General features: G+C 64.2%; 20 protein-coding genes. 6 read left to right on the top strand and 14 right to left on the bottom strand.

Features of this window, described 5'->3' with window-relative positions:
- Positions 1–217: 217 nt before the first annotated feature.
- From AC4BCN_RS24645 to AC4BCN_RS24615, 7 genes are all read right to left on the bottom strand, one after another.
- The gene (locus AC4BCN_RS24645) at positions 218–1,579 is read right to left on the bottom strand and encodes a hybrid sensor histidine kinase/response regulator (RefSeq protein ID WP_139091102.1); all 1,362 of its coding nucleotides are present in this window, start codon (positions 1,577–1,579) and stop codon (positions 218–220) included.
- A gap of 142 nt (positions 1,580–1,721) precedes the next feature.
- Positions 1,722–2,456, bottom strand: coding sequence for a 2OG-Fe dioxygenase family protein (locus AC4BCN_RS24640; RefSeq protein WP_490491979.1), 735 nt, complete (start codon positions 2,454–2,456; stop codon positions 1,722–1,724).
- A 102-nt stretch (positions 2,457–2,558) separates the two neighbouring features.
- A complete protein-coding gene (locus AC4BCN_RS24635; protein ID WP_490491978.1) occupies positions 2,559–4,595 on the bottom strand; it encodes a TonB-dependent receptor in 2,037 nt (678 codons plus the stop codon).
- Positions 4,596–4,616: 21 nt separating this feature from the next.
- Positions 4,617–5,105: a DUF6702 family protein gene (locus AC4BCN_RS24630; protein ID WP_490491977.1), complete on the bottom strand. Its 489-nt coding sequence runs from the start codon at positions 5,103–5,105 to the stop codon at positions 4,617–4,619.
- Positions 5,102–7,477, bottom strand: coding sequence for a M1 family metallopeptidase (locus tag AC4BCN_RS24625; RefSeq protein ID WP_490491976.1), 2,376 nt, complete (start codon positions 7,475–7,477; stop codon positions 5,102–5,104). Before AC4BCN_RS24625 ends, AC4BCN_RS24630 begins: the two co-directional genes overlap by 4 nt.
- Positions 7,478–7,642: 165 nt before the next feature.
- Positions 7,643–8,104, bottom strand: coding sequence for a MarR family winged helix-turn-helix transcriptional regulator (locus AC4BCN_RS24620; RefSeq protein WP_101482558.1), 462 nt, complete (start codon positions 8,102–8,104; stop codon positions 7,643–7,645).
- A gap of 21 nt (positions 8,105–8,125) precedes the next feature.
- Entirely contained in the window at positions 8,126–9,001 is an 876-nt protein-coding gene (locus AC4BCN_RS24615) for an aldo/keto reductase family oxidoreductase (RefSeq protein WP_490491975.1), read from the bottom strand.
- A 120-nt stretch (positions 9,002–9,121) separates the two neighbouring features.
- On the opposite strand from AC4BCN_RS24615, the gene AC4BCN_RS24610 reads away from it, so the two are divergent.
- Positions 9,122–10,039, top strand: coding sequence for a LysR family transcriptional regulator (locus AC4BCN_RS24610; RefSeq protein ID WP_490491974.1), 918 nt, complete (start codon positions 9,122–9,124; stop codon positions 10,037–10,039).
- On the opposite strand, the gene AC4BCN_RS24605 is transcribed toward AC4BCN_RS24610, so the two are convergent.
- Positions 10,036–10,857, bottom strand: a complete 822-nt coding sequence (locus tag AC4BCN_RS24605; RefSeq protein ID WP_490491973.1) for a sugar phosphate isomerase/epimerase family protein — start codon at positions 10,855–10,857, stop codon at positions 10,036–10,038. The two genes, AC4BCN_RS24610 and AC4BCN_RS24605, sit on opposite strands and share 4 nt — an antisense overlap.
- Positions 10,857–11,696 carry a phytanoyl-CoA dioxygenase family protein gene (locus AC4BCN_RS24600; RefSeq protein ID WP_456150869.1) on the bottom strand — a complete coding sequence of 280 codons (840 nt, stop codon included), beginning with the start codon at positions 11,694–11,696 and terminating at the stop codon, positions 10,857–10,859. Before AC4BCN_RS24600 ends, AC4BCN_RS24605 begins: the two co-directional genes overlap by 1 nt.
- Positions 11,697–11,805: 109 nt before the next feature.
- Here AC4BCN_RS24600 and AC4BCN_RS24595 point away from each other — a divergent pair, with 109 nt between their 5' ends.
- Complete coding sequence (locus tag AC4BCN_RS24595; RefSeq protein ID WP_490491972.1) at positions 11,806–12,765, top strand: LysR family transcriptional regulator; 960 nt, start codon at positions 11,806–11,808, stop codon at positions 12,763–12,765.
- Here the strand turns inward: AC4BCN_RS24595 and AC4BCN_RS24590 are convergent.
- Positions 12,758–13,828 (bottom strand): M29 family metallopeptidase, encoded by a 1,071-nt coding sequence (locus AC4BCN_RS24590; protein ID WP_490491971.1) that lies wholly within the window; start codon positions 13,826–13,828, stop codon positions 12,758–12,760. The genes AC4BCN_RS24595 and AC4BCN_RS24590 overlap by 8 nt on opposite strands.
- A gap of 293 nt (positions 13,829–14,121) precedes the next feature.
- Here AC4BCN_RS24590 and AC4BCN_RS24585 point away from each other — a divergent pair, with 293 nt between their 5' ends.
- Positions 14,122–14,541 carry a hypothetical protein gene (locus tag AC4BCN_RS24585; RefSeq protein WP_080698430.1) on the top strand — a complete coding sequence of 140 codons (420 nt, stop codon included), beginning with the start codon at positions 14,122–14,124 and terminating at the stop codon, positions 14,539–14,541.
- Positions 14,542–14,696: 155 nt separating this feature from the next.
- Here the strand turns inward: AC4BCN_RS24585 and AC4BCN_RS24580 are convergent, their stop codons facing one another.
- On the bottom strand, positions 14,697–16,199 hold the full coding sequence (locus AC4BCN_RS24580) for a hypothetical protein (protein WP_485881123.1): 1,503 nt from the start codon (positions 16,197–16,199) through the stop codon (positions 14,697–14,699).
- Positions 16,196–17,080, bottom strand: coding sequence for a hypothetical protein (locus AC4BCN_RS24575; protein WP_490491970.1), 885 nt, complete (start codon positions 17,078–17,080; stop codon positions 16,196–16,198). The genes AC4BCN_RS24580 and AC4BCN_RS24575 overlap by 4 nt, the downstream gene beginning before the upstream one ends.
- A gap of 168 nt (positions 17,081–17,248) precedes the next feature.
- On the opposite strand from AC4BCN_RS24575, the gene AC4BCN_RS24570 reads away from it, so the two are divergent.
- The gene (locus AC4BCN_RS24570) at positions 17,249–18,154 is read left to right on the top strand and encodes a hypothetical protein (protein WP_490491969.1); all 906 of its coding nucleotides are present in this window, start codon (positions 17,249–17,251) and stop codon (positions 18,152–18,154) included.
- 66 nt (positions 18,155–18,220) lie between these two features.
- Here the strand turns inward: AC4BCN_RS24570 and acpA are convergent, their stop codons facing one another.
- Positions 18,221–20,341 (bottom strand): acid phosphatase, encoded by a 2,121-nt coding sequence (gene acpA, locus AC4BCN_RS24565; protein ID WP_490491968.1) that lies wholly within the window; start codon positions 20,339–20,341, stop codon positions 18,221–18,223.
- Between the two features lie 163 nt (positions 20,342–20,504).
- Between acpA and AC4BCN_RS24560 the strand changes: the two genes are divergently transcribed.
- Positions 20,505–21,785 (top strand): cytochrome-c peroxidase, encoded by a 1,281-nt coding sequence (locus AC4BCN_RS24560; protein WP_490491967.1) that lies wholly within the window; start codon positions 20,505–20,507, stop codon positions 21,783–21,785.
- Positions 21,786–21,922: 137 nt separating this feature from the next.
- On the top strand, positions 21,923–22,255 hold the full coding sequence (locus AC4BCN_RS24555) for a hypothetical protein (protein WP_034747273.1): 333 nt from the start codon (positions 21,923–21,925) through the stop codon (positions 22,253–22,255).
- A 30-nt stretch (positions 22,256–22,285) separates the two neighbouring features.
- Here AC4BCN_RS24555 and AC4BCN_RS24550 read toward each other — a convergent pair whose 3' ends face one another.
- Positions 22,286–24,346, bottom strand: coding sequence for a sensor domain-containing diguanylate cyclase (locus AC4BCN_RS24550; RefSeq protein WP_490491966.1), 2,061 nt, complete (start codon positions 24,344–24,346; stop codon positions 22,286–22,288).
- Positions 24,347–24,381: the final 35 nt, after the last annotated feature.

The raw sequence follows: 24,381 nt of genomic DNA, 5'->3' as shown, positions 1-24,381 counted from the left end.
CTTGATTTAGTTAAGGAATGATGAAGATAATGAAAAACGCAGGCAAAAAAAAGCCCGCGGTTGTATTCGCGGGCTGAATCCAATGTTCGGAGAACGAATTGGAGGAGACAGTTCTACTATAGCGCTGAAAATGGTGCAGTGCAATACCGTAGAACTACTGTATCGGTCTCTTTTCGATGGCAAAAAGCCCGTATTCCATGTTGCGGCGCACAGAAGCTCAGGCCTTGCTGCGCAGGGCCAGTGTAAACGTGCTGCCCGAGCCGTAGTCGCTGTTGAAGAACAGGGCGCCGCCGATGGCGTTGGCCAGGTTCTGGCACAGGTAAAGGCCCAGTCCCGCGCCTTCCACGTGGCGCGTGGAGGTGGAATCGAGCTGCGAGAAGGCCTGGAACAGCTTGGCCTGGTCTTCTTCCTTGATGCCGGCGCCGCTGTCGGCGATGCTCATTTCCGTCACCAGCACGCCGTCTTCGTCGCGCTGGGACAGGCTGATGCGCACCGTGCCCTGTTCCGTGAACTTGATGGCATTGTTGAGCAGGTTGATGAGGATTTGCGTCAGCGCGCGGCGGTCCGTGTCGATGATGGCGGGCGACTGGCCCGGCTCGCCCAGTTCAAGTTCCAGCGCCAGGCCTTTTTGCTGGGCCAGGGGACGCAGGGTGTCGGCCACGTCAGCCATCAGCTCCTGGCAGTGCACGGGTTCGATCGACAGGGTCAGCTTGCCCGCTTCGATCTTGGCCACGTCGAGGATGTCGTTGATCAGCGAGAGCAAATGGCGCGCGCTGGCGCGGATGGTGTTCAGCTGCTTGTCCTGGTCGGACGTCAGGGGGCCGGGCAGTTTCATCAGCAGCGCGCCGGTGAAGCCGATGATGGCGTTGAGCGGCGTGCGCAGTTCATGCGACATGTTGGCGATGAAGGCCGACTTCATGCGGCTCGCTTCGGCCAGCTCCAGGTTTTTGAGGGCGATTTCGCGGTTGATGGTTTCCAGTTCGGCCGCATGGTGCGCCAGGCGCATGTTCAGCTCGATCACCTGGCGTTCGCGCGCCTGCAGTTCGCCGTTGACCTGCACCGCCTGTTCATACGTGGAGATCAGCAGGTCGAGGATTTGCTGGCGTTCCGCATTGATGAAATGCTTCTGGTCGCCCAGGTACAGGGCGATGCCGATTTCCACGTTCTGGTTCTTGCGCAGCTTCTGGTTCATCAGCATGTGGCTGATGCGGTTGAGCAGGTAGTCTTCCGCGTAGGGCTTGCGGATGAAATTGTCGGCGCCGCACTCGATGCCGCGGATGATGTCCTTCGGATCGTTGAGCGAGGTGACGAGGATCACGGGAATGTCGCGCAGGGTCGGATCGGACTTGATGGCGCGGCATAGGTCGTAGCCATTCATTTCAGGCATGACGATATCGGACAGCACCAGGTGCGGCTTGCGCTCGCGGATGGCGGCCAGGGCCAGCTGGCCATTCGCCGCCACGCGCGCGTTGTAGTGCAGCGACTGGATCAGGCGGCGCAAGCGCTCCGCCTGGGTCGGGCTGTCCTCGACGATCAGGATCTCGATTTCGTCAGGCTTGATTTGGTTGTTGGAGTCCACAGACCTCTCCTAGGATTTCAGTGTGGTGATGCTGGGCGCCGTGAGCGCGCAATATCGACATCGTATGACTATATCGGATTTAGGTCTGCAAAAGTAACTTCCAAGTAACTATTTTGGCCACAGGAAATGCTGTGGCCGCTTGTCAGTTTTCGCCCTGGAACTGGCCTGCGCGATAGGTCAGCACGAGGGTATCGCGGTGTCCATGCTCGCCCAGGGGCTGGATCGGCGTCGATTCGTGGATCACGGCCGCATCGTCGAGCAGCAGCAGCGACCACGGTTCGATCAGGGTAAAACGCTTGCCGTTGGGGCCATCCGCTTCGAAGATGCGCGTCTCGCCGCCCTTGACCTGTTCGCGCCCGATCAGCAGCACGGCGACGAAATCGACGCCGTCGCGGTGTGCGCCTTCCGGCGTGGGCCGGCCGATGCCGTCCGTCGTATCGATGCGGAACTGGTGCGCTTCGATGAACCACGGCTGGCTGCCCTTGACTTGCGAGCAGACGTCGCCCAGCGCGCGAATCAACTGCTGCCAGGCCGCTTGCGCGACGATAGCCGCTTCGACCGGTTCGAACAGGCGGTGCATGCCGCCGTGCAGGGCGTTGTATTCCACCGGCTGCCAGTGCGGACGGTGCGCCGTCTGGGTCAGGCGTTCGCCATCCTGCACGAAGCACGAGTGGCGCCGGCGGCGATAGCGGCCGCCATCCTTCAGGTAATTGTCCAGCGCCAGGGTATTCCAGCTCGGTTCCAGCGTGCGCAATGCGTCCAGCGGGCAGTCGGCCAGCGCGGCCACGTCCTGCGGGCGCAGGACGGCATAGCCGTCATCGCGCAAGGCTTCCTTGACGTGGGACGGGTCGGTAAAGATCGGTGCGGAAGTGCTCATGGCGGTGCGGCCGCAACGCGGCCTGTCTCAGTTTATCCAGCCTGGCATTCTACGACTTCGCGGCGTTTCCTGTGCAGTGCGATAAGAATTATTCTTGTTTACTTAAAAATTCTTTACCAGGGTCAGGCGCAGCGAGCGCGATTCCACCGGATGGAAGTGGATGTCGTCGACGGGCTGCGCTTCGCCGGGCAGGCGCGAGGCATAGTAGTAATCGATGGCCGAGTCGCGCCGGTTGGCCAGGTTGTAGCCTTCGACTTCCACGCGCAAGGTCTTGTCGATCTGGTAGGCGATGCGCCCGTTCAAGCCCACGCTGGCCGACGAGCGCACGCTGTTGTCTTCCATCAGGGGGCGCGGGCCGAAGTAGCGCAAGCGCAAGGAGCCCGACCACGGCCCTGGCGGCGTCACCGTCATGGCCAGCTGGGCCACGCCTTCGATGGCGCCGGGGATGAAGTCGCCCGCCGGGTCGCTGCCGCGCGAGCGTGCGCGCGCATACGCGAGGTCCAGGTCCAGCGACAGCCATCTGGTCGCCTTGTAGTAGCTGGAAAACTCGATGCCGTAGCGGCGGCTGGGGCGGCCCGCCTCGGTGGCGCCCGCGTCGCCGATGAACAGCAGCTCGGAATCGAAGTCCAGCCGGTACAGCGACAGCGACGTTTGCAGGCCGGCGATGGCGGCGCTGCGCAAGCCCAGTTCCAGTCCGCGCGAGCGCACCAGCGGCGTGACCTTGTCGGCCGCTTCGCCTGTCTTCGGGTCGACCGTGATCGTCGTGCCGCGCGCGTCGTTGCTGTGAAAACCATTGCCAATGTTGATATACGCTTCCGTATCGCGCCACGGTCCGGCGATCACGCTCAGGCTGGGGCTGAACAAATGGTCACTGGCCTTGCCCGAATTGGCCGGCCGGTCGCTGCGCACGTCGAAGCGGTAGGCGTCCGCGCGCAGGCCGGCCACGGTGCGCAGCCAGCGCGACCAGCGCGTGCTGTTTTCGCCATACACGCCGATGCTCGATTCAACGATATGGTCTTGCCGCGTGGTCGACACGGTCTGGCGCTGCCGCGTGTTGTACAGGCCATTGTGGATATTGTCGTTCTGTAGCTGCAGGCCGATGGTGGTGTCGCTGCTGCCCCTGTCCGTGTGGCGGTGCCAGGTGTGGCTGGCGTCGAGGCCGGCCGTCACGCGCCGGTCGGGCTGGGCGAACTGGTCGCCGTTATCGGGGTCGTCCATCGCATACGTAAAATTCGAGAACAGGGCCAGGCGGTTGGCGATCACATACGCGCTGACTTTGGACGACATGTCGTCCGTCGTCCGGCGCCAGGCGCCCGACAGGCTGTAGCGCTGGGCCTTGCCGCCGTCGCTGGCATCGATGGCGTCGAAGCGGCCCAGGGTGCCGTCCTGTACGGCACGCAGCGGAATCTGGTCGGTGGCGTTCCAGCTGGCGTCATACGCCATGGCCGTGACGTTGAAGCCGTTGTTGGCATAGCCTTCGCTGTAGCGCAGCACGCCATTGAGCTTGCGGTAGCGGTCCGGCTGCGTGAACGGGCCGTCGTTGTGCTGCGCTTCGAGCGCGTACAGCAGGCTGCCGTCGCCCGCATCGAGCGTATCGGCCAGCAGGGCGCGGCGAAAGCCGTTTTGCCCGACGCCCACGCTGGCGATGCCCTGCGTCAGGCGGTTCGCGTAGACGACGGACGCCGCGCCGGCCGAGGAAAAATCGCCTTGCGCCGCCGAATACGGCCCCTTTTTGTAATCGAGGCGCATGGCCAGTTCGGGGATCAGAAAGTTCAGGTCCGTCCAGCCCTGCCCGTGGCCATGGCTGCGCTGGTTGACGGGCATCTCGTCGACCGTGGTGCGCAAGTCCGTGCCATGATCGAGGTTGAAGCCGCGCAGGTAGAACTGGTTGGCCTTGCCCTCGCCGCTATGCTGGCTGACGATCAGTCCCGGCACGGCTTCGAGCAATTCGCCGGGCCGGTAGCTGGTGCGCGCATCGAGCTGCTGTTGCGTGACGCTGCCCGCGTTGGCCGAATCGGCCACACCCAGCTGGTTCAGGCGCGAACCGTCGATCAGCACGCGCTGGAAGATGTCGTCGGCGTGGGCGGCGGTGGCTGAAAACAGGGCGGCGAGGAGCAGGGGAAGAGAGCGTGGCGTCATGGATGTAATAGGGGGCGGGCCTTAGCGGATCGGCAGTTCCGTGTTCTGGCGGTCGAAAATCAGCGTCTGGATGGCGCCGCTGTCCTGCACGTTGAGGGTATTGCGCTGGCTGGGCAGGAAGTCGATCAGCAACTGGTTGTGGATGCGCGTGGCGGGGGCCAGGCGCGTGCGTTCGAGCTCCTGGAAGATGACCACATTGTCGGCGTTGACCTTCATGCCGACCCAGCTTAGGCGCAAGCGCTTGCCATCCGGCCCCACGAGGTAAAACTGTTTTTCCACATAGCGGCGCAGCGCCGCTTCGCTGTCTTCCTGGCCCAGGTCGAACTGGCGCTGGTACAGGTTCGTCAGCAGCGCCTCGACGTCGTGGCCCGTGTAGGTGTGCACCACTTCCGTGCTGCCGCTGGCCGCGTTGTAGCTGATGTCGGCGATACCCATGTGGAAGTTGTGGGCGCCGGCCGCCATGCTGGCGCAGGCCAGCACGGCAGCAGCCAGCGCGCGCCAGCGCTTCATGCCTCGTCGCCCTTGGCCGAGCCGCCGTTCTGGCCTTTCAGCGGCGTATGAAAATCGCGCATCAGGTTATCCTTGGGCGACTTCTCGCTCTTGAACAGCTCCAGGCGCGATGGCGTGATCTTGCGCGGCCAGCTGTTGTTGCTCGTGTCGATGTCGGCCGTTTCCCAGTACGGGTCCTGCACCAGACCCACCATCGGTTCATCCGTGATGACGACCTTGGTGATTTTCTTCGGCGAGTAGCGCCACACTTCGGCCGGTACGCGCTCGACGTATTTCTTGCCGCTTTTCAGTTCGATCTCGAGGATCAGGGGCATGACCATGCCGCCCACGTTCGACAGGTCGACCAGGTACAGGTGCTTGCCCTGTTTCAGCAAGTCCTTTTCCCACGGTTCCAGGGCGGCCAGCGCTTCGGCGTAGGCGTTGCGGTCCTTGTTGGTCACGGTGAAATCGTCGTGCTGGTTGTAGAAATCCTTGAGCTCCGGATGCGCATCGACGCGGCGCGGCATGCCCTTGTTGGCGCGGCTCGTGACGGATTCCGGCTGGGCCTCTTTCTGCGCCTTTTTCCACGCTTTTTCCGTTGCCGGATCTTTCGAGCTCACGCCGTATTCGCTGATGCCGTCGATGCTGATGTCGACCGGATCGGTCGTATAGAACCAGCCGCGCCAGAACCAGTCGAGGTCCGTGCCGGAAGCGTCTTCCATGGTGCGGAAAAAGTCGGCGGGCGTGGGGCGCTTGAACTTCCAGCGCTGCGCATATTCCTTGAACGCGTAGTCGAACAGTTCGCGCCCGAGGATGGTCTCGCGCAGGATGTTCAGGCCCGCCGCCGGCTTGGCGTAGGCGTTGTTACCGAACTGCAGCAGGGACTCGGAATTGGTCATGATGGGCACCTGGTCGCGGCTGCGCATGTAGTCGACGATCTCGCGCGGCTCGCCCCGTGAGGCAGGATAGTTTTCTTCCCACGCCTGCTGCGCCAGGTATTGCACGAAGGTGTTGAGGCCTTCGTCCATCCACGTCCACTGGCGTTCGTCCGAGTTGATGATCATCGGATAGTAGTTGTGGCCCACCTCGTGGATGATCACGCCGATCAGGCCATACTTGGTGCGCTTCGAGTAGGTCAGCTCGCCCGTCTTCTTGTCTTTCACCGGACGGGGACCGTTGAACGAGATCATCGGATACTCCATGCCGCCCACGGGGCCGTTGACGGAGATGGCCGTCGGGTACGGGTAGTCGATGCTGTACTTGTTGTATTGCTCGATCGTGTGCACGATGGCTTGCGTGCTGTACTTTTCCCACAGCGGATTGCCCTCTTTCGGGTAGTAGGACATGGCCATCACATCGCTGCCGCCCTTCTTGTAGCCCTGCGCATCCCAGATGAACTTGCGGCTCGAGGCCCAGGCGAAGTCGCGCACGTTGGCCGCCTTGAAGTGCCACGTCTTTTGCGCGCGGCTGACGGATTTCTCGGCCGCTTCCGCTTCTTTTTGCGTGACGATGACGACGGGCTTGTCGCTGCCGCGCGCTTTTTCCAGGCGCTTGCGCTGCGCGGCAGACAGCACGTCCTGCGGATTTTGCAGCTGGCCAGTGGAGGCGACGATATGGTCGGCGGGCACCGTCAGCTGCACGTCGTAGTCGCCGAATTCCAGCGTGAATTCGCCCGAGCCGAGGAACTGCTTGTGCTGCCAGCCGGCCGCGTCGTAATAGGCCGCCATGCGGGGGAACCACTGCGCCACTTCGAACAGGGCGTTCTTGTCGTCGAAGACTTCATAGCCGGCGCGCCCGCCCAGCACCTTCTGTTCGTTGATGCGGTAATCCCAGTCGATCTGGAAGGCAAAGTCCTGGCCCGGCTTCAAGGGCTGCGGCAGGTCGATGCGCATCATGGTGCGGTTGATAACGTATTTCAAAGGCTGGCCATCGGCGCTTTTCAATGCGCGGATATTGAAGCCGCCCTGGAAGTCGCCGCGCGCGAGGATGCCGCGCAAGCCTTCGAATTTCATCGTGTCTTCGCCCGCCGTCTTGGCCCACGCCTGGCGCGACGGCGCCGTGGCCATGCGGCGCGCGTCGGAATCGGGCTTGTAGATATTCTGGTCCAGCTGCACCCACAGGTAGCCGAGGGTGTCGGGCGACTGGTTATGGTAGGTGATGGTGCCGCTGCCGGCGATTTCGCGCCTGGCTTCATCGAGGGTGGCGCGGATCGTGTAGTCGGCGCGCTGCTGCCAGTAGGCGTGGCCGGGCGCGCCGGAGGCGGTGCGGTAGGTATTTGGCGTGGGCAACACCTCTTCGAGCTGGCGGAACTTGTCGTCGAATGGCTCGGCGGCGAAGGACGACACGGTAAAGCAGAGAGCCAGCGAGGCTACGGAGCCGAAAGGTATGCGCATATTCACCCTGATGTTGTTGTAAGGAAATAGTGGCAACTATTCTATACGCAGGGTGGGGCCATCCATGTATCGATTTGTAATAAAGAAAGGCGGATTTTGCGCCAGCTTTTGCCTGGCGCTGTCAGGGGGATGCTTTGCCTGATTTTGCTCGGAAAAGTGGCGCTTTCACTCACTTTTCATCAGGCTGTCGCGCAACTGGTTCAGTTGTTGTTTCATGTCCACAACCTGCTCCACGCTGCAGTGGCTGGCCGCCAGGATGGCCTCGGGCAGCAGGGCCGCCTCGTGGCGCAGCTGGTCGCCCTGCTGCGTGAGGGAAATGATGACCTGGCGCTCGTCGCTGGCGGCGCGCGTGCGCGTGAGCAAGCCCGATTGCTCCATGCGCTTGAGCAAGGGCGTCAGGGTGGCCGAGTCGAGGAACAGGCGCTCACCCACTTCCGACACCGTCAAGCCGTCGCGCTCCCACAACACCATCATCACCAGGTATTGCGAATAGGTCAGGCCGAGCTTGCGCAGCAGCTTGCGGTACAGCTTGTTCATGGCAAGCGAAGTCGAGTACAGCGCAAAGCACAGCTGGCCGTCCAGGCGCGGCACCTGGTGCAAGGGGTTGGGGGCGGTAGTGGTATCCATGGCTACAGTATATATAGTGCGCTACTTAGTTGCAAGCGACCTCAATGCCGCCAGCGCCTGGGCGTCGAGCGTGAGCGCGCCGGCCGCGATGTTTTCGCGCAGATGCGCCACCGACGAGGTGCCGGGAATAACCAGCATGTTCGGTGCACGCTGCAGCAGCCAGGCCAGCGCCACCTGCATCGGCGTGGCTTGCAGGGTGGCCGCCACCTGGTTCAAGGTATCGGACTGCAGCGGCGAAAAGCCGCCCAGAGGGAAGAACGGCACATAGGCGATGCCTTGCGCGGCCAGGGAGTCGATAAGCGCATCGTCTGCGCGGTGCGCCAGGTTGTAGTGGTTCTGCACGCAGACGATAGGGCTGATGCGCTGTGCCTCGGCCACCTGGGACGCATCGACATTGGACAGGCCGATATGGCGCACCAGGCCTTCGCGCTGCAGCTGCACCAGCGTGTCCAGCGGCCCGGCAAGCGACGAGCCGTCAGGTCCGGCCATGCCCGGCGCGCGCAGGTTGACCACGTCGAGCACGTCCAGGCCCAGGTTGCGCAGGTTGTCGTGCACGGCGTCGCGCAGCTGCCGTGGTGATGCGGCCGGCTGCCAGGATTGGTCGGCGCCGCGCATGAAGCCGATCTTGGTGACGATGGCCAAGCCGTCGCGATAGGGATGCAGCGCTTCTCGGATGATCTGGTTGGTGACGTGCGGGCCGTAAAAGTCCGACGTGTCGATATGGTTGACGCCCAGTTGGATGGCCTCGCGCAGCACGGCGACGGCGGCGGCGCGGTCTTTCGGCGGCCCCCAGACGTGCGGGCCGGCCAGTTGCATGGCGCCGTAGCCGAGGCGGTTGAATGCGATGTCGCAATGGGCGGGCGTGAATTGGTCGCGGGCGGGGGAATACGTGTGCATGGCAGCTCCTGTGCGATGGTTGAGGACAAGAGCAGCCATCGTAAGGCCGATTGCGCTGTATGATAATCGGGTCAATCCGGCACAGGCTGTACTCATTTACGCACAATGAAAGCTCTTCCCATGCATGCAGACAGCCCTTCCATGGCCGATTTGGCCGCCTTTGCCCTGGTGGCCCGGCACCGGGGTTTTCGCCAGGCCGCGCGCGCCAGCGGGCAGTCCGCGTCCGCCATGAGCGAAGCGCTGCGCCGGCTGGAGCAGCAGCTGGGCATTCGCCTGCTGGAACGCACGACGCGCAGCGTGACGCCAACGGCGGCCGGTGCACTGCTGCTGACGCGCTTGCGCCCGGCGCTCGATGAAGTGAGCAGCGCGCTCGACGTGCTGAACGACTTGCGCGACAGCCCGCGCGGCACCTTGCGCCTGAACGTGCCGGTCAACGCGGCGCGCTTCTTCTTGCAACCCATGGTCGACCAGTTCCTGCGCGCCTATCCGCAGATCAGGGTCGAGCTGGTGGTCGATAATAATTTTGTCGATGTCGTCGCCAGTGGCTGCGACGCGGGCATCCGCTATGGCGAGCGGCTGGAGCAGGACATGATCGCCATCCCGATCGGCCCGCGCACGCAGCGCTTCGCGGTGGCGGGAGCGCCATCCTACTTGGCGCAGCGCGGCGTGCCCGTGCATCCGCGCGACCTGCTGCAGCACGCCTGCCTGCTGGGGAAATTCCTCAGCGGCGCGGTTCCACCGTGGGAGTTCGAGCGGGGCGGGCAGAAAGTGAGCGTGGAGCCGGACGGCCCCGTGATCGTCACGCCGACGGCGGCTGATTTTGCGGTCAGCATGGCCATCGCCGGCCATGGCCTCGTCTATCTGTTTGAAGAGTGGCTGCAGCCGTATATCGATGCGGGCCAGCTGCAGCCCGTGCTGGAAGACTGGGCGATGCCCTTTCCCGGCCCGTTTTTATACTATGCGGGCCGGCGCCATTTGCCCGCGCCGCTGCGCACCTTCATCGATTTCGTGCAGGCCAATTTTGCGCAGTTTCCTTAATCTGCCGGATAGCGCTGGCGTAAAAGCTGCAGCATCGCGACATTCTGTTCCCACGCGTCGCTCACGGGCTGCTGCGTCCACGGCAAGGTTTGCGTGTACGGCGCGGGGCCGAATTCCGGCGTGAACGTCATGCGCTCGGCGCCGGCCGCGCGGCGCAGGGCGACGATGGCGTCCCACCAGGCCAGGTGGGCGTCGAGCGCAGTTTTCGCTTCCGGCGCGCGGAAGTCGGCCACTTGCGGACCCTGCGCATGACCGACGCGCGCGTGCACGTGGCGCACCAGCGGCAGCACTTGCGCCAGCGTGTGCGGCTGGTCTTCCAGCAGCGATTCGCAGGCACAGCACCAGTGCGACAGGTCGGCAGTCAAGGGCAGGTGCGGATACTGCTGCAGATACGGCAGCAGCAGCATCGGGTGGCCGCTGAAACGGCTGCGGTGGATTTCATGCACGATGGGCACGCCGTGCCTGGCCGAGATGGCGGCGGCCAGGTCGAGCAGTTCTGCGTTTTGTGCCTGCGTATAAAAATCCTTGCCCGTGTGGGTGTTGACCAGCACGGGGCGCGCCAGGCAGGCGTTTTCCAGCAGTTCGGCGAGAGCCGCGCGGTGCAGTTCGAAGTCGCTGTGGAACACGGTTTCCCACTGTGCGGCGATCAGCTGCAGTCCCGCCTTGGCGATGCGATCCGTCCATTCCTCGCGCAGGGCCGCGTCCAGCGGCAGCGACATCTCGATGCCGTCGAAACCGGCATCGAGCACCTTGTCGATGAAGACGTCGGGCGGCAGGTCGTTATTGCCCCAGTGGGCGGCGAAGACGTCGATGCGCATCAGACGAAGCCCCGCACGGGGAAGGAGTCGTCGCGCTGGATCCAGTTGTGGGCCGCGTATTGCGTCTGGCCGTCGGTGGCGTGCAAGGTGTAGGCGTGGCGCGACACAGGCGAGCGGTTCGGCGCACTGTAGTGGGGCAGCAAGCCGTGGAAGCAGACGAGGGCGCCCGCCTTGACTTCCAGGGGTACGGCCGTGCTGTCGTCGGGCCACGGCATGGCATCGAGTTTTTCCACTCTTACCTGGTCGCCGTTGCGGATGAAACGTTCGCGCAGGGGGCCGCGGTGGCCGCCCGGTTCCGCCCACAGGCAGCCGTTGTCCAGGGTGGCGTCTTCCAGCGCGAACCAGAAGGTCGTCACGCTGATGGGCGTGGTTTCGAAATACGTGGCGTCCTGGTGCCAGCGCACTTCGCCGCCGATGCCGGGCTGCTTGAAGATGTACATCGATTGCCACACCTGTGCATCCGCCAGGCCCAGGTCGCGCGCCACTTCGGCCAGTTTCGGGTCGGCCGAAAAAGCGCGGAAGACGGGGTCCAGGTCATGCATGGCGTGGCCGATCTTGTTGATCGACAGCGATTTCGCCTGCTTCAGCTGGCCGTCCGGGCCGAACGCTTCTTCCTCGAAGAAGCAGCGGATGGTGTTGTCGGACGCGAGGAAATAATCGTTGGTGTTCTTCGCCTGGTCGCGCGTGGTGAAGATGGACTGGCTGACGCTGGGATCGAATTCGTTGACAATCTGCTCGGCGCGCGCGCGCAGGGCGGCGATGTCGTCCGCACCCTTGAAACCGGGCAGGATGATGTAGCCGTCGCGTTGATACTGTTCTTGTTGTTCGATCGTTAGCATGGCGGCGGCTCCTGAGGTCAGTGGAAAGCGCCATTGTAGGATGGGCGCGGGCGGCAAACAATCGCCCAGCGGTTGACAGATTGTCGCCAAAACACAGACAATCTTTGACATGGATCAATTAAAAGCGATGGAAATCTTTGTCGAGGTGGCGCGCCAGCGCAGCTTTACGGTGGCCGGGCAGCGCCTGGGCCTGACGCGGGCCATGGTCAGCAAGACCATCATGCAGCTGGAGGAGCGCCTGCATGCGCGCCTGCTGCACCGCTCCACGCGCGAAGTGAGTCTGACGGACGCGGGCCGCGCCTACCTGGCGCCGTGCATGGCCACCGTCAGCCAGGCGCAGGAAGCGGCGCGCATGGTGGCGCACGTGGCGCAGGCCGGGGCGGGGGCGGAGCTGGCCGGGCCGCTGCGCATCCAGGCGCCGTCGAGTTTCGGCAGCGCGTGGCTGGCCGACGCCGTCGCCCGTTTCAGTTTGCTGCACCCGCAGGTGCAGGCCGAATTGTTTGTCGATGATGCGCTGCTCGACCCGATACGCCACGGCTTTGACTTGACGATACGCGTGGGCGGCATCCCGGACAGCAGCGCGCTGGCCATGCGCCCGCTGGCGCCGTGCCGCGCCGTGCTGTGTGCCAGTCCCGCCTACCTGGCGCAATGGGGCGTGCCGCAGACGCCGCAAGAGCTATTGCGGCACCAGTGCCTGCATTTCAGCCACCTGACCGATGGCACGAACTGGCATTTCCAGCGTGGAGAGGGCGAGTCGCGCGAAGAGGTGAGCGTGCGCGTACAGGCGGGGTTTACGGCGAATAACGGCCTGGTGCTGCACCAGGCGGCGCAGCGGGGTCTCGGCATCGTCTACAGCACCACCTTCCTCGCCTGGCGCAATCTGCTCGATGGCAGTCTGGTGCCCGTGCTGACGGACTGGGAGCTGCCCCTGAATCACTTGAGCGCCCTGTATCCGGCCAGCCGCCAGCCGTCGCCCAAGGTGCGCGCGCTGATCGATTTCCTCGTGGCCGAATACCAGCCCGTGCCGCCGTGGGACCGCGAGCTGGAAGCGGCGGGATTTTTTAGCTGAAGGCGACCGGCTCCACCGTCCACGCGCCATCGGCGTACACGCGCTCGTCGTCGAGGTAGACGGCTTCGGTGACGGCGAAGATGTCGACGTGGTAGCGCGCATCCTTGCGCTTGAATTGCGGTTTCGTGTAGACGCCATGCTTGGCGCCCAGCGACAGATGGATGCCGCACATGCGTTCATACGTGCCGATGTCGTTGACCAGCTGTTCGCGCGAAAAGGCGCGGTTCATGCCGAAGCCCAGTTCGCGCACCCACACTTCGCCTTCGTGCGCGCGGATGATCTCCAGCATGGCGGTAAATTCCGGCGTGGCGTTTTCCGTGCCAGTGACTCGGCCTTTTTCGATGATCAGCGTGATCGGCGTGTCGGGACGGTTGACCATGAAGTGCGTGTCGCCAAAAACGAAAATGCGCACGCGCCCGTTCACCGCTTCCAGGTCCTGCGCTTCCGTGAATACTTCGCCCAGCGGGAACTGGCCGCCGATATTGTTCATGCCGCTGTAATCGCCGATATTGAGCTTCGCGCCCTCGAATGGCGAGGCGAAGACCAGCTGCTCGCCGCCGCTGTCGACCATGCCGTGGCGGGCTTTGTCGATGCGCGCCTTCAGCGCATGGCCGACGCCCCGGTAGTAGGCGGGGTCGTAGGCCAGCGAGGCGATGTAGTGCAAGCCCTGCACGCCGGGCATGCGCGACAGATGCACGTGCTCGATGACTTTCAGGCCCCGCTTGAACAGCTCGATGCGGATGCGGAACGCTTCCAGACGGAAGCTGGTCGACTGGATCAGCACGACGAGGCTGCCGGCCGGCAGTTCGGCAAACGCGGCCAGCACGGCATCGGGCGTGACCTCGTCGAAATCGATGAAGGCCGCGTCCGGCAAGGCCTGGCGATACGCTTCCGTCAGCACGACGTTGAGCCAGCTGCGCTTGTCGCAGACGATCAGGGACGGTTCGTCCGGGCGGTGGCAGATGGCCATGGCCAGCAGGTCGGCCACGTTTTGCGCGGCCACTTCGGTGGCGGCGGCGCTAATGGCGTCGAGCCGGCTGGTGTCATTCTCGGGAAGCGTCATGGTGCGAAGGTGTGGGACGTGAAGTAATCGCAGCATTATAAGGTGATTGCCCCGGGCGCCGCCATTCCCCATCCGGCGGAGGACCGGCTGCCTGCGCCCCTGATTATCTTGTGTAGTGCTTTCCGGCAATGTATTATTGAGAAATGGCTATACGGCAGGGTTGGACAGAGCCTGGAGCGGCGGCGCAGCGCGCAAACGCACGGCGCGGTTCCACGCTTTCATATCAGGACAACAAGCCAACAGGCGATGACGAAGAGTGTGATGTAATGAGCATAATCGGACAAGATATTCCCATGGAGCGGCCGGATACGGATGGGCGCGCCGCCGTCTTCGTTCCCGTCACGGGCGTCAAGGAAGATGTCCTGTTGACCATACGCAAGGGCGCGGCCATCGTCGGCTTTGCCAACCACGACCGCACCATCACCGTGTATTTTGAAAGCAACCGCTTTGACGACCCCGTGCTGGCCAAGTGGGAGCACAAGGCGCGCAAGGCCTACGACCGCCTGGTCGACAATGCGCCCACCGTGTCGAAACTGACCACCAGCCCCGCCAATTTCGAGCAGATCGGCTATATCAATGGCAAGGGCATCACGATTCGCCGCATGGAAAGCCTGCAGCGCTGGCTTGCGTATTCGGATGCGATGGATACTTGCCCGGCGACGGATATCATTCCGCGCACGGTCATTGCCAAGGCTGAAAGCGTCAAGGTGTAAGAACGGCTGATACAAGGCCGGGGAGATGTTGCCTGCCCCAGGATACTTCCTCTGTTGCCTTTCGCGTGCGCGCGGTGCCAACAATATTGTCGGATTACGCGGGGCTTTGCCGCGCTAATCCGACCTACGCGACCTACGCCTGACCTTGCTTCTTACTACACCACGACGATATTTGCCTGCGCCTTGAGCGGGCAGGGCAGGGTGTCGTCGAAGGTGATTTCGATGGCGCTGGCGACGAACATGCCGCCGATGTGCTGGGCGGCGATTTCGGGCGGCGTGCCGGGCTTGGTCAGGTTGACGTCCTGGGCGAAGACGAAGACTCTCCAGGTGCCGTAGACCTTTTGATCATATTGCAGCAGGGTGCGGTAAGCGCGCTTCAAGTCCAGGCTGCCTGCGTAGACGCCATCGTTGGCGCCCGGGTCGAAGCCCAGGCCGTCATCGGTCAGCGATTCGACGAAATACAGGCCTTGCGGCGCCTGGAACAGCACGAAGGCATACAGTTCCGTGCCGCGGAACACATTGCCATTGTCGCGCTTGAAGCTGGCGCGTATCCACAGCGGTTCGTAGGCCTGCACGACGGCGGGCGTATCCGTTTCCACGGGCCCCGCCACGTGGATGTTGACTTGCGTTTCGGTGACGGCATGCTGGTAGATGGCGCCCGTCGTGAAACGCTGATACTCCCAGCTGATGTCGGCCGTGTAGGGCAGGCCGGCGTTCGGCGCTTCCGGCAACACCCATTTCGCCACCACGCGCTCGGCCAGGGTCAGTTCGCCGGCGGCCGGTGGTGTTGCTTCCTGGCCACGCCAGAACGGGTCCGCGATATCGGAGCAGGCGACGGCGATGGCGCCCGAGGCGATGGCCGAGGCCACGCCCGCCACCGTGAATTCGGGCTGGCCCGAGCCGGCCCCTTCAAGCGAACAGCAATCGACGCTGGGATCGGTTTCCTCGAACGTGCCGCCCACGCTGAAGCTGGCTTTGCCTGAACCGAGCGCAGCGGCAATGATGGCCACCAATGCGGCGATGATGGCAATGATGATGGCGAGCACTTTCCACCACGGGTCGGAAAACGGCAAGTCTCCGTGCGTGCCCGCATAAGCGGGGTTCGGCGTCCAGACGAGGGTCATGCCGGTCGGCACGATGGGCCCCAGACCGGGCGGGCAGCGGCACTCCTTCCCATCCGTGCCCGTGCTGCCCCAGCGCTTGCCCGGCAGGTGGCCTTGCGGCTTGGACAGTTCCAGCGTGCCTTCCTCGACCGTGCACGTGTAGGTGTTGGTGGCGCTGTCGAAGCGCGTCTGTGACACGAAGATTTGCTGGATCGAGCGGTGCGGCGTGTGGCCGTCCGCCTTGGCGACGAAGCTGACCAGGCGCTTGCCGGGTGTCGCATGCTGGAAGTCGGCATCCCACATGACCAGCATGGCCGCGCCGGCGGGAATGCTGGCAAAGAAAAAGGTGCGCGCCACGGGCACGATGCCGGGGTCGCCCACGCTTTCCAGGTACACGGTGACATTCGTCAGGGCGCTGCCGGACATATTGGTGACGTGGGCGGCGATGCGCAAGCCATAGATGGCATTGTCGAAGATGCCATCGGGCAGCATGATATTGGTGACGGGCTCGATCGCGAACGGCCGCGTCAGCACCTGCAGGGGGGTATCGCTCATGATGCTTGCTCCTCGGGGCTGTGCTGTTCTTGCGCGGGCTCTTGAGCTTGCTCGTTCTCGAGATCGGTGACGACATACGTAACGCCGCCCATGACCTTGCCGTCGCGCGTTTCCAGCACGCGCAGCAGCGCATACTGGCGTGGCGGCAAGGCTTCGGCGCGCACGCTCAGGTACACGGCCTGCGCCTGGCCGCGCGGCACTTCCAGCACCAGCTTTTGCTCGCCGGGCGCATCGCCATTGCAATGGGGCGTGCGCACCAGCCCCGCTACCAGGCGTGCGTCCCTGGCCGGCTGCCATCGCTCCAGCCCCAGGGTGGCCAGCAGGCGCTCGGGCAGCTCGCCGCCATATTCAATCTGCAGCTCCACTTTTTTCGTCGCGCGGTGCAGGGCCGCCACCGCGATGCTCAGCAATTGCGCCCGCCTTGCCGCCAGCACGACGTTGACATTGCGCTGGGCGATCTGCTCGTGCTGCTTGGGCTGGAAGGGAAAGCCGTTGGGCAGGGGATCGGGCAGCGGGTTGACGTCGCCCGGGCCATGGGCCACGGCCAGCAGGCATTCGTGGCCGCCATTGACGATGACGGGCATCCACGGCACCAGACACAGCACTTCCTGCGTGGCGCCGGGCGGCAAGTCGGCAAACGCGGAACCGATCTGTGTGGCGGCGCCGACGGCGATCTGGCCGGAAGGATCGGCCCAGTAAAAATCCACACGCACGCCGTTCGAGGCGCTGTTGCCCGTGTTGTGCACGCGGCCCCACAGGTAATTGCTGGTGCCGGCGATGGGCGCACCCGGCGAACCATTCGGATCAGTGCCCGGCACGACCCAGATATCGGCGCTGTCCCACCAGGGCTGGCCGTCTTCGATGATCAGGTGGGCTGGCATGGCGTTCTCCTTGTCCTTGGCCGGTGCTTCCAGCTTAGGCCGCGGCGGCCGATGCTTTTTGATCGATATCAAGGCTGCGGAACACGGTGCGGGTGCGCCGCTGTGGTGCTTGCGTAAGGTAATATTGCGGCAGAACGCAGTGGAATGACTCCAGGAAAAGGTTGGAATGTGCTTGAAACAGTGAATGACGTTTGCATCAACGCCGCGTGCGGCCAAACCTTGCCGCTGCGCGTGGCGCATTGCCCGTTTTGCGGTACGCGCCAGGTGGCGCAGGCGCCTGTTCTGGAGAAAGCAGTGGCGCCGCCCCCGGTGCCCGTGGCTCCGCCCATTCCCGTGCCGCAGCCTGCACCGCAGCCCGCTGCCGCGCCTGCTCCCAAGCCTGTCCCTCCAGTACCCTTGCCGCCAGCGCCTGCCGCGCCGGCCAAGGCGCCGCCCGCCAAGCCTGCCGGCAAAGGCTCGGTGCCGCCGCCGCGCCCGCCCGTGCGCTTGCGCACGTGGATCGCGGCGGCGGTGGTGCTGACCGGCATCTGGTTTTACAACAAGCCCGCCGACAAGCCGGCCAGCGTTGCGGAACAGGTCGAGGCCGCCACTGCGCTGGCGGCGCAGTGCGACCTCGATGGGGCGCGCAGCGCGCTGGCCGTGCTGAAAAGCGCCAAGGCGCCCGCCGCCCACATCAAGCGCTTGCAGGCGAGCATCACCAAGTCCGCCGCCGCATGCGACAAACAACAGCAGCGGGCGCAGGCGTGGACGGCGCTGCAGGACAGCGTCAAGCAGGCGCTCGATGCGGGCAAGCCGGAGCTGGCCGCCACGCGCCTGGCCATCTACGTGAAACGCTGGGGCGACGATCCCGACACCCTGGAACTCGACGCCAAGGTGAAAGTGGCGCAAGCGAGCGCCCAGCTCGACCTGGCCGACGCCTGCCTGGCCAAGGGCGACCGCGTCTGCCTGGAAACCAGCCTGATCGCCGCCGAGCGCTACAAGCGGCCGGAACTGGCGGCGCGCACGCAGACGCTGCGCACGGCGCTGTCGCAATTGCTCGAACGCTCGCTGCTCGATGCGTCCCCCGGCCAGTAGCGTCAGCAGGTAACACCCCCGCCGCGGTCAAATCGGGCGGGCGCATTTTTTCAGCCTTACTCAGCCTTACTCTTGCGGTACCAGCGCCAGCGCCGCGCTGAAGTCGCCCATGGGCTTGCCGCCATTGGCCACCAGCGCCTTGTCGCGCGTGCTCAAGCCATCGAGCACGGGCAGGGCGAAGCGGTGCGTGATGGCGCGCAGGATCGAGGCCGAATCGTATTGCGTATGGTCGACCAAGCCCTTTTTCACGTACGGCGAGACGAGGATGGCCGGCACGCGCGTGCCCGGACCCCAGCGGTCGCCCTTCGGCGGCGCGGCGTGGTCATAAAAGCCGCCATTTTCATCGTAGGTGACGATGACCAGCATGCTTTTCCATTGCGGACTTTTCTTCAGCTGGGCGATGACGCTGGCGATGTGCGCATCGCCGTCGGCCACGCTGGCGTAGCCCGGGTGCTGGTTCAAATTGCCCTGCGGCTTGTAGAAGGTCACGGGCGGCAGCTTGCCGGCGCCCGCGTCGGCCAGGAACTGGCTGTCGAAGTCGCGCAGGTGGGCGGCGCGGTAGGCGGGCGCCTTTACGGGGTCCATGTTGGCAAAGTAATTGAACGGCTGGTGGTGGAACTGGAAGTTGGGCGGATTCGGGAAGCTGCCGGCGCGCGCGCTGGCCGTGGCCAGGGCCGTCGTGTCCTTCCAGGCGCCCGCATACCAGGCCCAGTCGATGTTCTTGCCAGAGAGCAGGTCGCCGATATTCGTCTGCGTTTGCGGCGGCAGCGTATTGGCCTTGCCCGTGTCCGCATACAGTTTGCTGCTGTCGCCCGAGGCGGGCGCGTTGCTGCTGGGCTGGAACGGCGGCTGCATGGTATTGACGGCGTAGAACATGCCCGTGCTGTCGGCCGGCGTCAGCGCGCCGTCGTTGGCATAGGCGGGCGCCCCGTTCAAGACCGTGCCTGGCGCCGTGGCGGATGGCGTCAGGCGCACAAAGTTGCCGTTGGCGTCGACGTCGATCTTCGCGATCGAGCCTTTCGCCACCGAAGTGTCCGCGTTTGGATACGTGGGTGCGCACGCGCAGATCAGGTACTGGTGCGTGAGGAAGGAGCCGCCGAAGGCGCCGATGAAGAGGTTGTCGGCCAGCGCATATTGCTTGGCGATGTCCCACAGCTGCATCTTGCTGCCATCGTAATAGCCCATGCGAGAGCCGCCCGCATCGGAATACGCGGCGAACTTGTCGTTGGCGCCGCCGTTGATCTGCATCTGGTTGTTGTAGAAGCGGTGCACGAGGTCGCGCGTGATCACCGATTGCGGCAGGTACAACGGGCTATTGGCATCGTCGATCTGGAACGGCTTGTTGGGCAGGTTGGCCGATTGCGCCTGCGTGATGACGGTGCTCTGGCCGGCCGCCGTCATGCCGCCCCAGGTGGGTGGCAGCACGGGCAGGGTGCTGCCGTCGATGTCTTTCTGTGGCACATAGGCGGCGCTTGATGTGGGGTTCACGCCCGGCACGCCGTTCGCGCCCGGGAACAGGCCGTACAGATTGTCGAAGCCGCGGTTTTCCGCGTAGATGACGACGATGGTCTGGATATTGTTCAGCGCCAAGCTGCCGTTCAGTGCGGCCAGCGCATCGGCGGGCGCCGCCTGTGCGCTGGCGCTGGCGATCAAGGCCGTCACGCTGGCGTTTTCCGCCTTCAGTTTCGCCAGCTCGTCGCCGCTGGCCTTGTTGAAGTCCGACGCCAGGCCCGCTTCGGACACGCCGATGCGCGCGGCCAGCTTGCCGCTGGCGGCCGTAAAGTCGCCACCATTGCCATCCATGACTTGCGCCAGTTCCGTCGACAGGGCGCTGACGAAGGCGCTGTGCCCGGCGGGGGCGCGCAGCAGCAGCTTTTGCGTCACCTTGATGCCCGCGTCGCCGATGGCTTCATGGCGGATGGCGTCCGTGCCGACGGTCACCAGCACGGCGCCCTGGCCGTCCAAGGTGTAGCTGCCGTCGGCGGCCGTGCGCACGGGGCTGGAAGCGCTGTCGCACGTGAGTTTGGAGGTGGCGCTTTCCAGGCACACCTGGGCGTTTTCATAGTAGCTGCCGATCACCTGGCCCGTGGTGCTGGGCGTGATCGCATAGTTGCTGCCGCAGGCGGCCAGGCCCAGCGACAGCAGGATAGGCAGGGGACGTAAGACGGGGCGGGAGTGCGGTTTCATGTGCATGCCTTTTGGGTGGAAAACGTCGCATGCTAGGCAGGCAATATGTCAGCTGCGTGACATGTCAGCGCCTGTTACATGACGTAATGTACGGACCTGATACATTAGGTTTTGCAGGGTTTTGTCACGCAGCTGTCACATGCCATTGCTACGCTGCCAGCCCATGATGAAAACGAACTCCACCTTGCTGCTTGCCATTGTGGCCGCCTGTCTGCTGGCCGCCTGCCAGCCCGCGCCGCAAAAAGAGGCCGTCGCCCCGCCCGCCTACCTGGCAGGTGCCTATGCGCCCACCCTGCAACGCCAGCCTTCGGTGGCGCAGATGACGGCCATGGGCCGCGCCATGTTTTTCGAGCCCAGCCTGTCCGTCTCGGGGAAGATGTCGTGCGCCAGCTGCCACAGTCCCGAGCACGCATATGGCCCGCCGAATGGCTTGGCGGTGCAGCTGGGCGGCCCTGAATTGAAGGATGCGGGCACGCGCGCGGCACCCTCGCTGCGCTACCTGCAGACGGCGCCTGCCTTCACCGAACATTTTCATGACGACGATGGCGATGACAGCGTCGACGCGGGTCCCACGGGCGGGCGCAACTGGGATGGCCGCGCCCAGTCGGGCCACGAGCAGGCGCTGGCGCCCTTGCTCTCCAAACGCGAAATGGGCAACCGCGATGCGGCCGCCGTCGTCGCCAAATTGCAGGCCGGCCCTCTGGCGGCGCAGTTCCGCCAGACGTATGGCGCGGATATCTTCGCGCAGCCGGGCCAGGCCTTGCGCTGGGCGCTGATGTCGCTGGAAGTGTTCCAGGAAAGCCCGTTGGACTTCTATCCGTACACGAGCAAGTACGACGCCGTGCTGCGCAAGCAGGCCGTGTTGAGCCCGCAGGAAGCGCGCGGCCTGGCCCTGTTCAACGATGAACGCAAGGGCAATTGCGCGTCCTGCCACATCAGCCAGATCACTTCCGGCGGCGCCTTTCCCCAATTTACCGATTACGGCTTGATCAATATCGGCGTGCCGCGCAATGGCAAGCTGCCCGTCAATGCGGATCCGGCGTACTTCGACATGGGCTTGTGCGGCCCGGACCGCACCGACTTGATGGAGCATAAGGAGTATTGCGGCAGCTTCAAGACGCCGTCCCTGCGCAACGTCGCCCTGCGCAAGGTGTTCTTCCACAACGGCAGCTTTGACAGCCTGGAACAGGTGCTGCGTTTTTACGTGCAGCGCGATACGGCGCCGCAAAAATGGTATCCGATGGATAAAAACGGCAAGGTGCGCAAATACGACGACCTGCCGCCTGGCCTGGCGGCGAACGTGAACGTGGAAGCGCCGTTCGACCGCCAGCCGGGCCAGGCGCCAGCCCTGAACGACGCGGAGATCGCCGACGTGATCGCCTTCCTGCACACCCTGACGGATGGCTATCAGGCCGCCCATCCGGTGCAGGGAAAACATGGCTAAAAGATATCAAGATACCATTGCTTACAACTACGCCACAAAAGCCTGTTTTTATGTGCGTTAGCGCACGCTAGAAAATTTTAGCCAGGTGTATATTGCGAACTGATCTGTGTCTTTTGATAACAACGAAAGGGAATACCATGAAAGCAAGCAAAAATTGGATGACCGTGTGCGCCGCCGGCATGATGGTTGTGGCACTGGCTGCCTGCCAGAAGAAGGATGATGTCGCCGCCGCCGGTCCTGCGGAACAAGCTGGCCAGAAGATCGATGCGGCCGCTGCCAAGGCTGAAGCCGACATCAAGGATGCCGCTACCAAGGCTGACGCTGCCGTGAGCCAGGCCGCTGCCGATACGGGCGCCAAGATGGACCAGGTCGCCGCTGACGCCGACAAGAAAATGAGCGAAGCGGCCGATGCCGTGGGCAAGAAAGTGGAAAAAGCCGGCGAAAAGATGCAGGACGCCGCACACAAGTAAGCACGTCATCAGCGCGCCCCGCAGCTGCCGTCAGGTGATGGCGGCTGCGGCGACGCCTTCGCTGGCCTGGCCGCCTGATACGGCCGTCTCCGTCTTGTCCACCCCGTCCGTTCCCCCCAGCACCACGCTCAAATCGACAAAGCCGTCGCGCCACGCGCGTTCCAGGTCTTGCTCCACCGCTTCCAGTGTCGTTTTTTCCACCTGCCGAAAACCGCGCAAGCCATACGCCCGGTTGCGTCCGTGCGCCTTGGCCAGGTACAGCGCCATGTCGATCAGGTTGACGCTGCGTTCCCACGTGAGCGGCCGTCCCAGCGGCGCCAGCGGATAGGGCGCAAAGCCGACGGACACATGCACCTGAATGGTCTGCCCCTGGTAGTCGATGCTTTGCGCCGCCATGCCGTTGAGGATGCGCCGCGCGATGTCGTCGAGCCCGTCGCGGGCGACGGCCGGCAGGAAGGCGAGGAATTCCTCGCCGCCCCAGCGCACGATCATGTCCGTTTCTCGCAACACGTCGTGCAAGGTTTCGGCGATCGTCGTCAGCACCAGGTCGCCCGCCGCATGGCCGTAGCCGTCGTTGATGTGCTTGAAATGGTCTACGTCGAGCAGGAACAGCGCGCCCACGACATCGCCGCCGGCATAGGATGGCTGCGGCTTGCCCGCATGGCTGCGCATGAATTCCTGGAAATGGCGGCGGTTGTACAGGGCCGTCAGCGGGTCGCGCGAGCTCTGGCGCTTGAGTTCCTGGTTTTTCACCTTCAGCTGCACGTTCGCGTGGCGCACCTTGCGATACAGCAAGCCGACGATGGCGGATGCCATGGCCAGTACCAGCGCCAGCAGCCACCACACGCGCTGCTGCAGGCGGCGGTTGTCGATTTCCGTGCTCTTCAGCTGATTTTCGCGGCTCAGCAGCTCGATCTGGCGCTGTTTCTTTTCCGCCTCATACTTTTCTTGCAGCTCATACACGGCCTTTTGCCGCTGCTTTTCGAACAGCTGGTTGGAAATGCCGCGCTCGCGGTGATACGCGGTGACTGCACCACGCAGGTCGCCCGCCTTTTCCAGCGCCATGCCGTATTCCAGCAGCACGGCCTGCATTTCCGGCTGGTTGGCCGTGCGTTCGTAGTAGGCCAGGCCCGTGGCCACGCTTTGCTTGCCTTCCTGCAACCGTCCCTGGCCGATCAGCGCCTGGCCGATATTGAGCCTTGCCGTCGCTTCCACCTGTTCATCGTTGACGAGGCGCGCCGCCGTGATGGCTTCATTCGCGTAGCGCAAGGTTTGCCCGTAGTCGTCTTCCTTCAGGTAGCTGTCCGACAGATTGACGAGGGTGACGGCGACCATGCCGCGCGCGCCCAGCTGGCGTTCCAGCGCCAGGGCCGCCAGCAGGGCGCGCTGGCCCCGCCGCGGCTGCTGCGCGTCGAGCGCCAGCCCGTATTCCGTATTCTTCGCCTGCGCCATGCGGCCCGGCGACGCCAGGGTGCTGGACACGGCCAGCAATTCGTCGAGCACCTCGAAACCCTTGTCGTATTCGCGCATCTGCGTGTACAGCAAGGTGAGGGCGTTCAGGGCGGCGGCCAGGCTGGATGGGGATTGGCTCTGGCGCGCCAGGTCGACGGCCGCCTGCAGCTTGGCCAGCGCAAACGGGAAATTGCCTTCCTCTGCCCACGACTGTCCTGCGCTGATGGTCGCCTGCACGCGCACGGGCAAGTCGTCCGTGCGGTTGGCGATCTTTTCCGCTTCAAAGGCCAGCAGGTGCGAGGCGCGCCGTTCGTTCCGGGCAAACGTGATGTAGGCCTTGTTGAGCATGCCTTTCGCCAGCGCCACGTCGCTCTTGTTCTGGCGCGCGTAGGCGATCAGCTCCTCGGCCAGCTGCATGGCGATGTCGTTCTGCCCCAGGCGCATGCGGGCGTGGCTCAGTTGGGTCAGGAATTCCGCGCGGATGGGCAGGGGAGCGCTGCGCGCCTGCGTTTCCACCTCTTGCAGGCGCTGCAGGGCGCGCGCGGGCACGAAGCGGCCATCGTCGCGCACGGCGGTGAGATACTGCTCGAGGTTGCTGATGGCCTGGGCGTGCACGGCAGGCGGCAGCAAGCAGGCCAATACCAGCAGCCAATGCGCCTTTCGCCATGATGCCC

This window comes from Janthinobacterium sp. Bl 1 (genome assembly GCF_058215535.1).
This window is presented reverse-complemented; position numbering and strand designations above follow the sequence as displayed.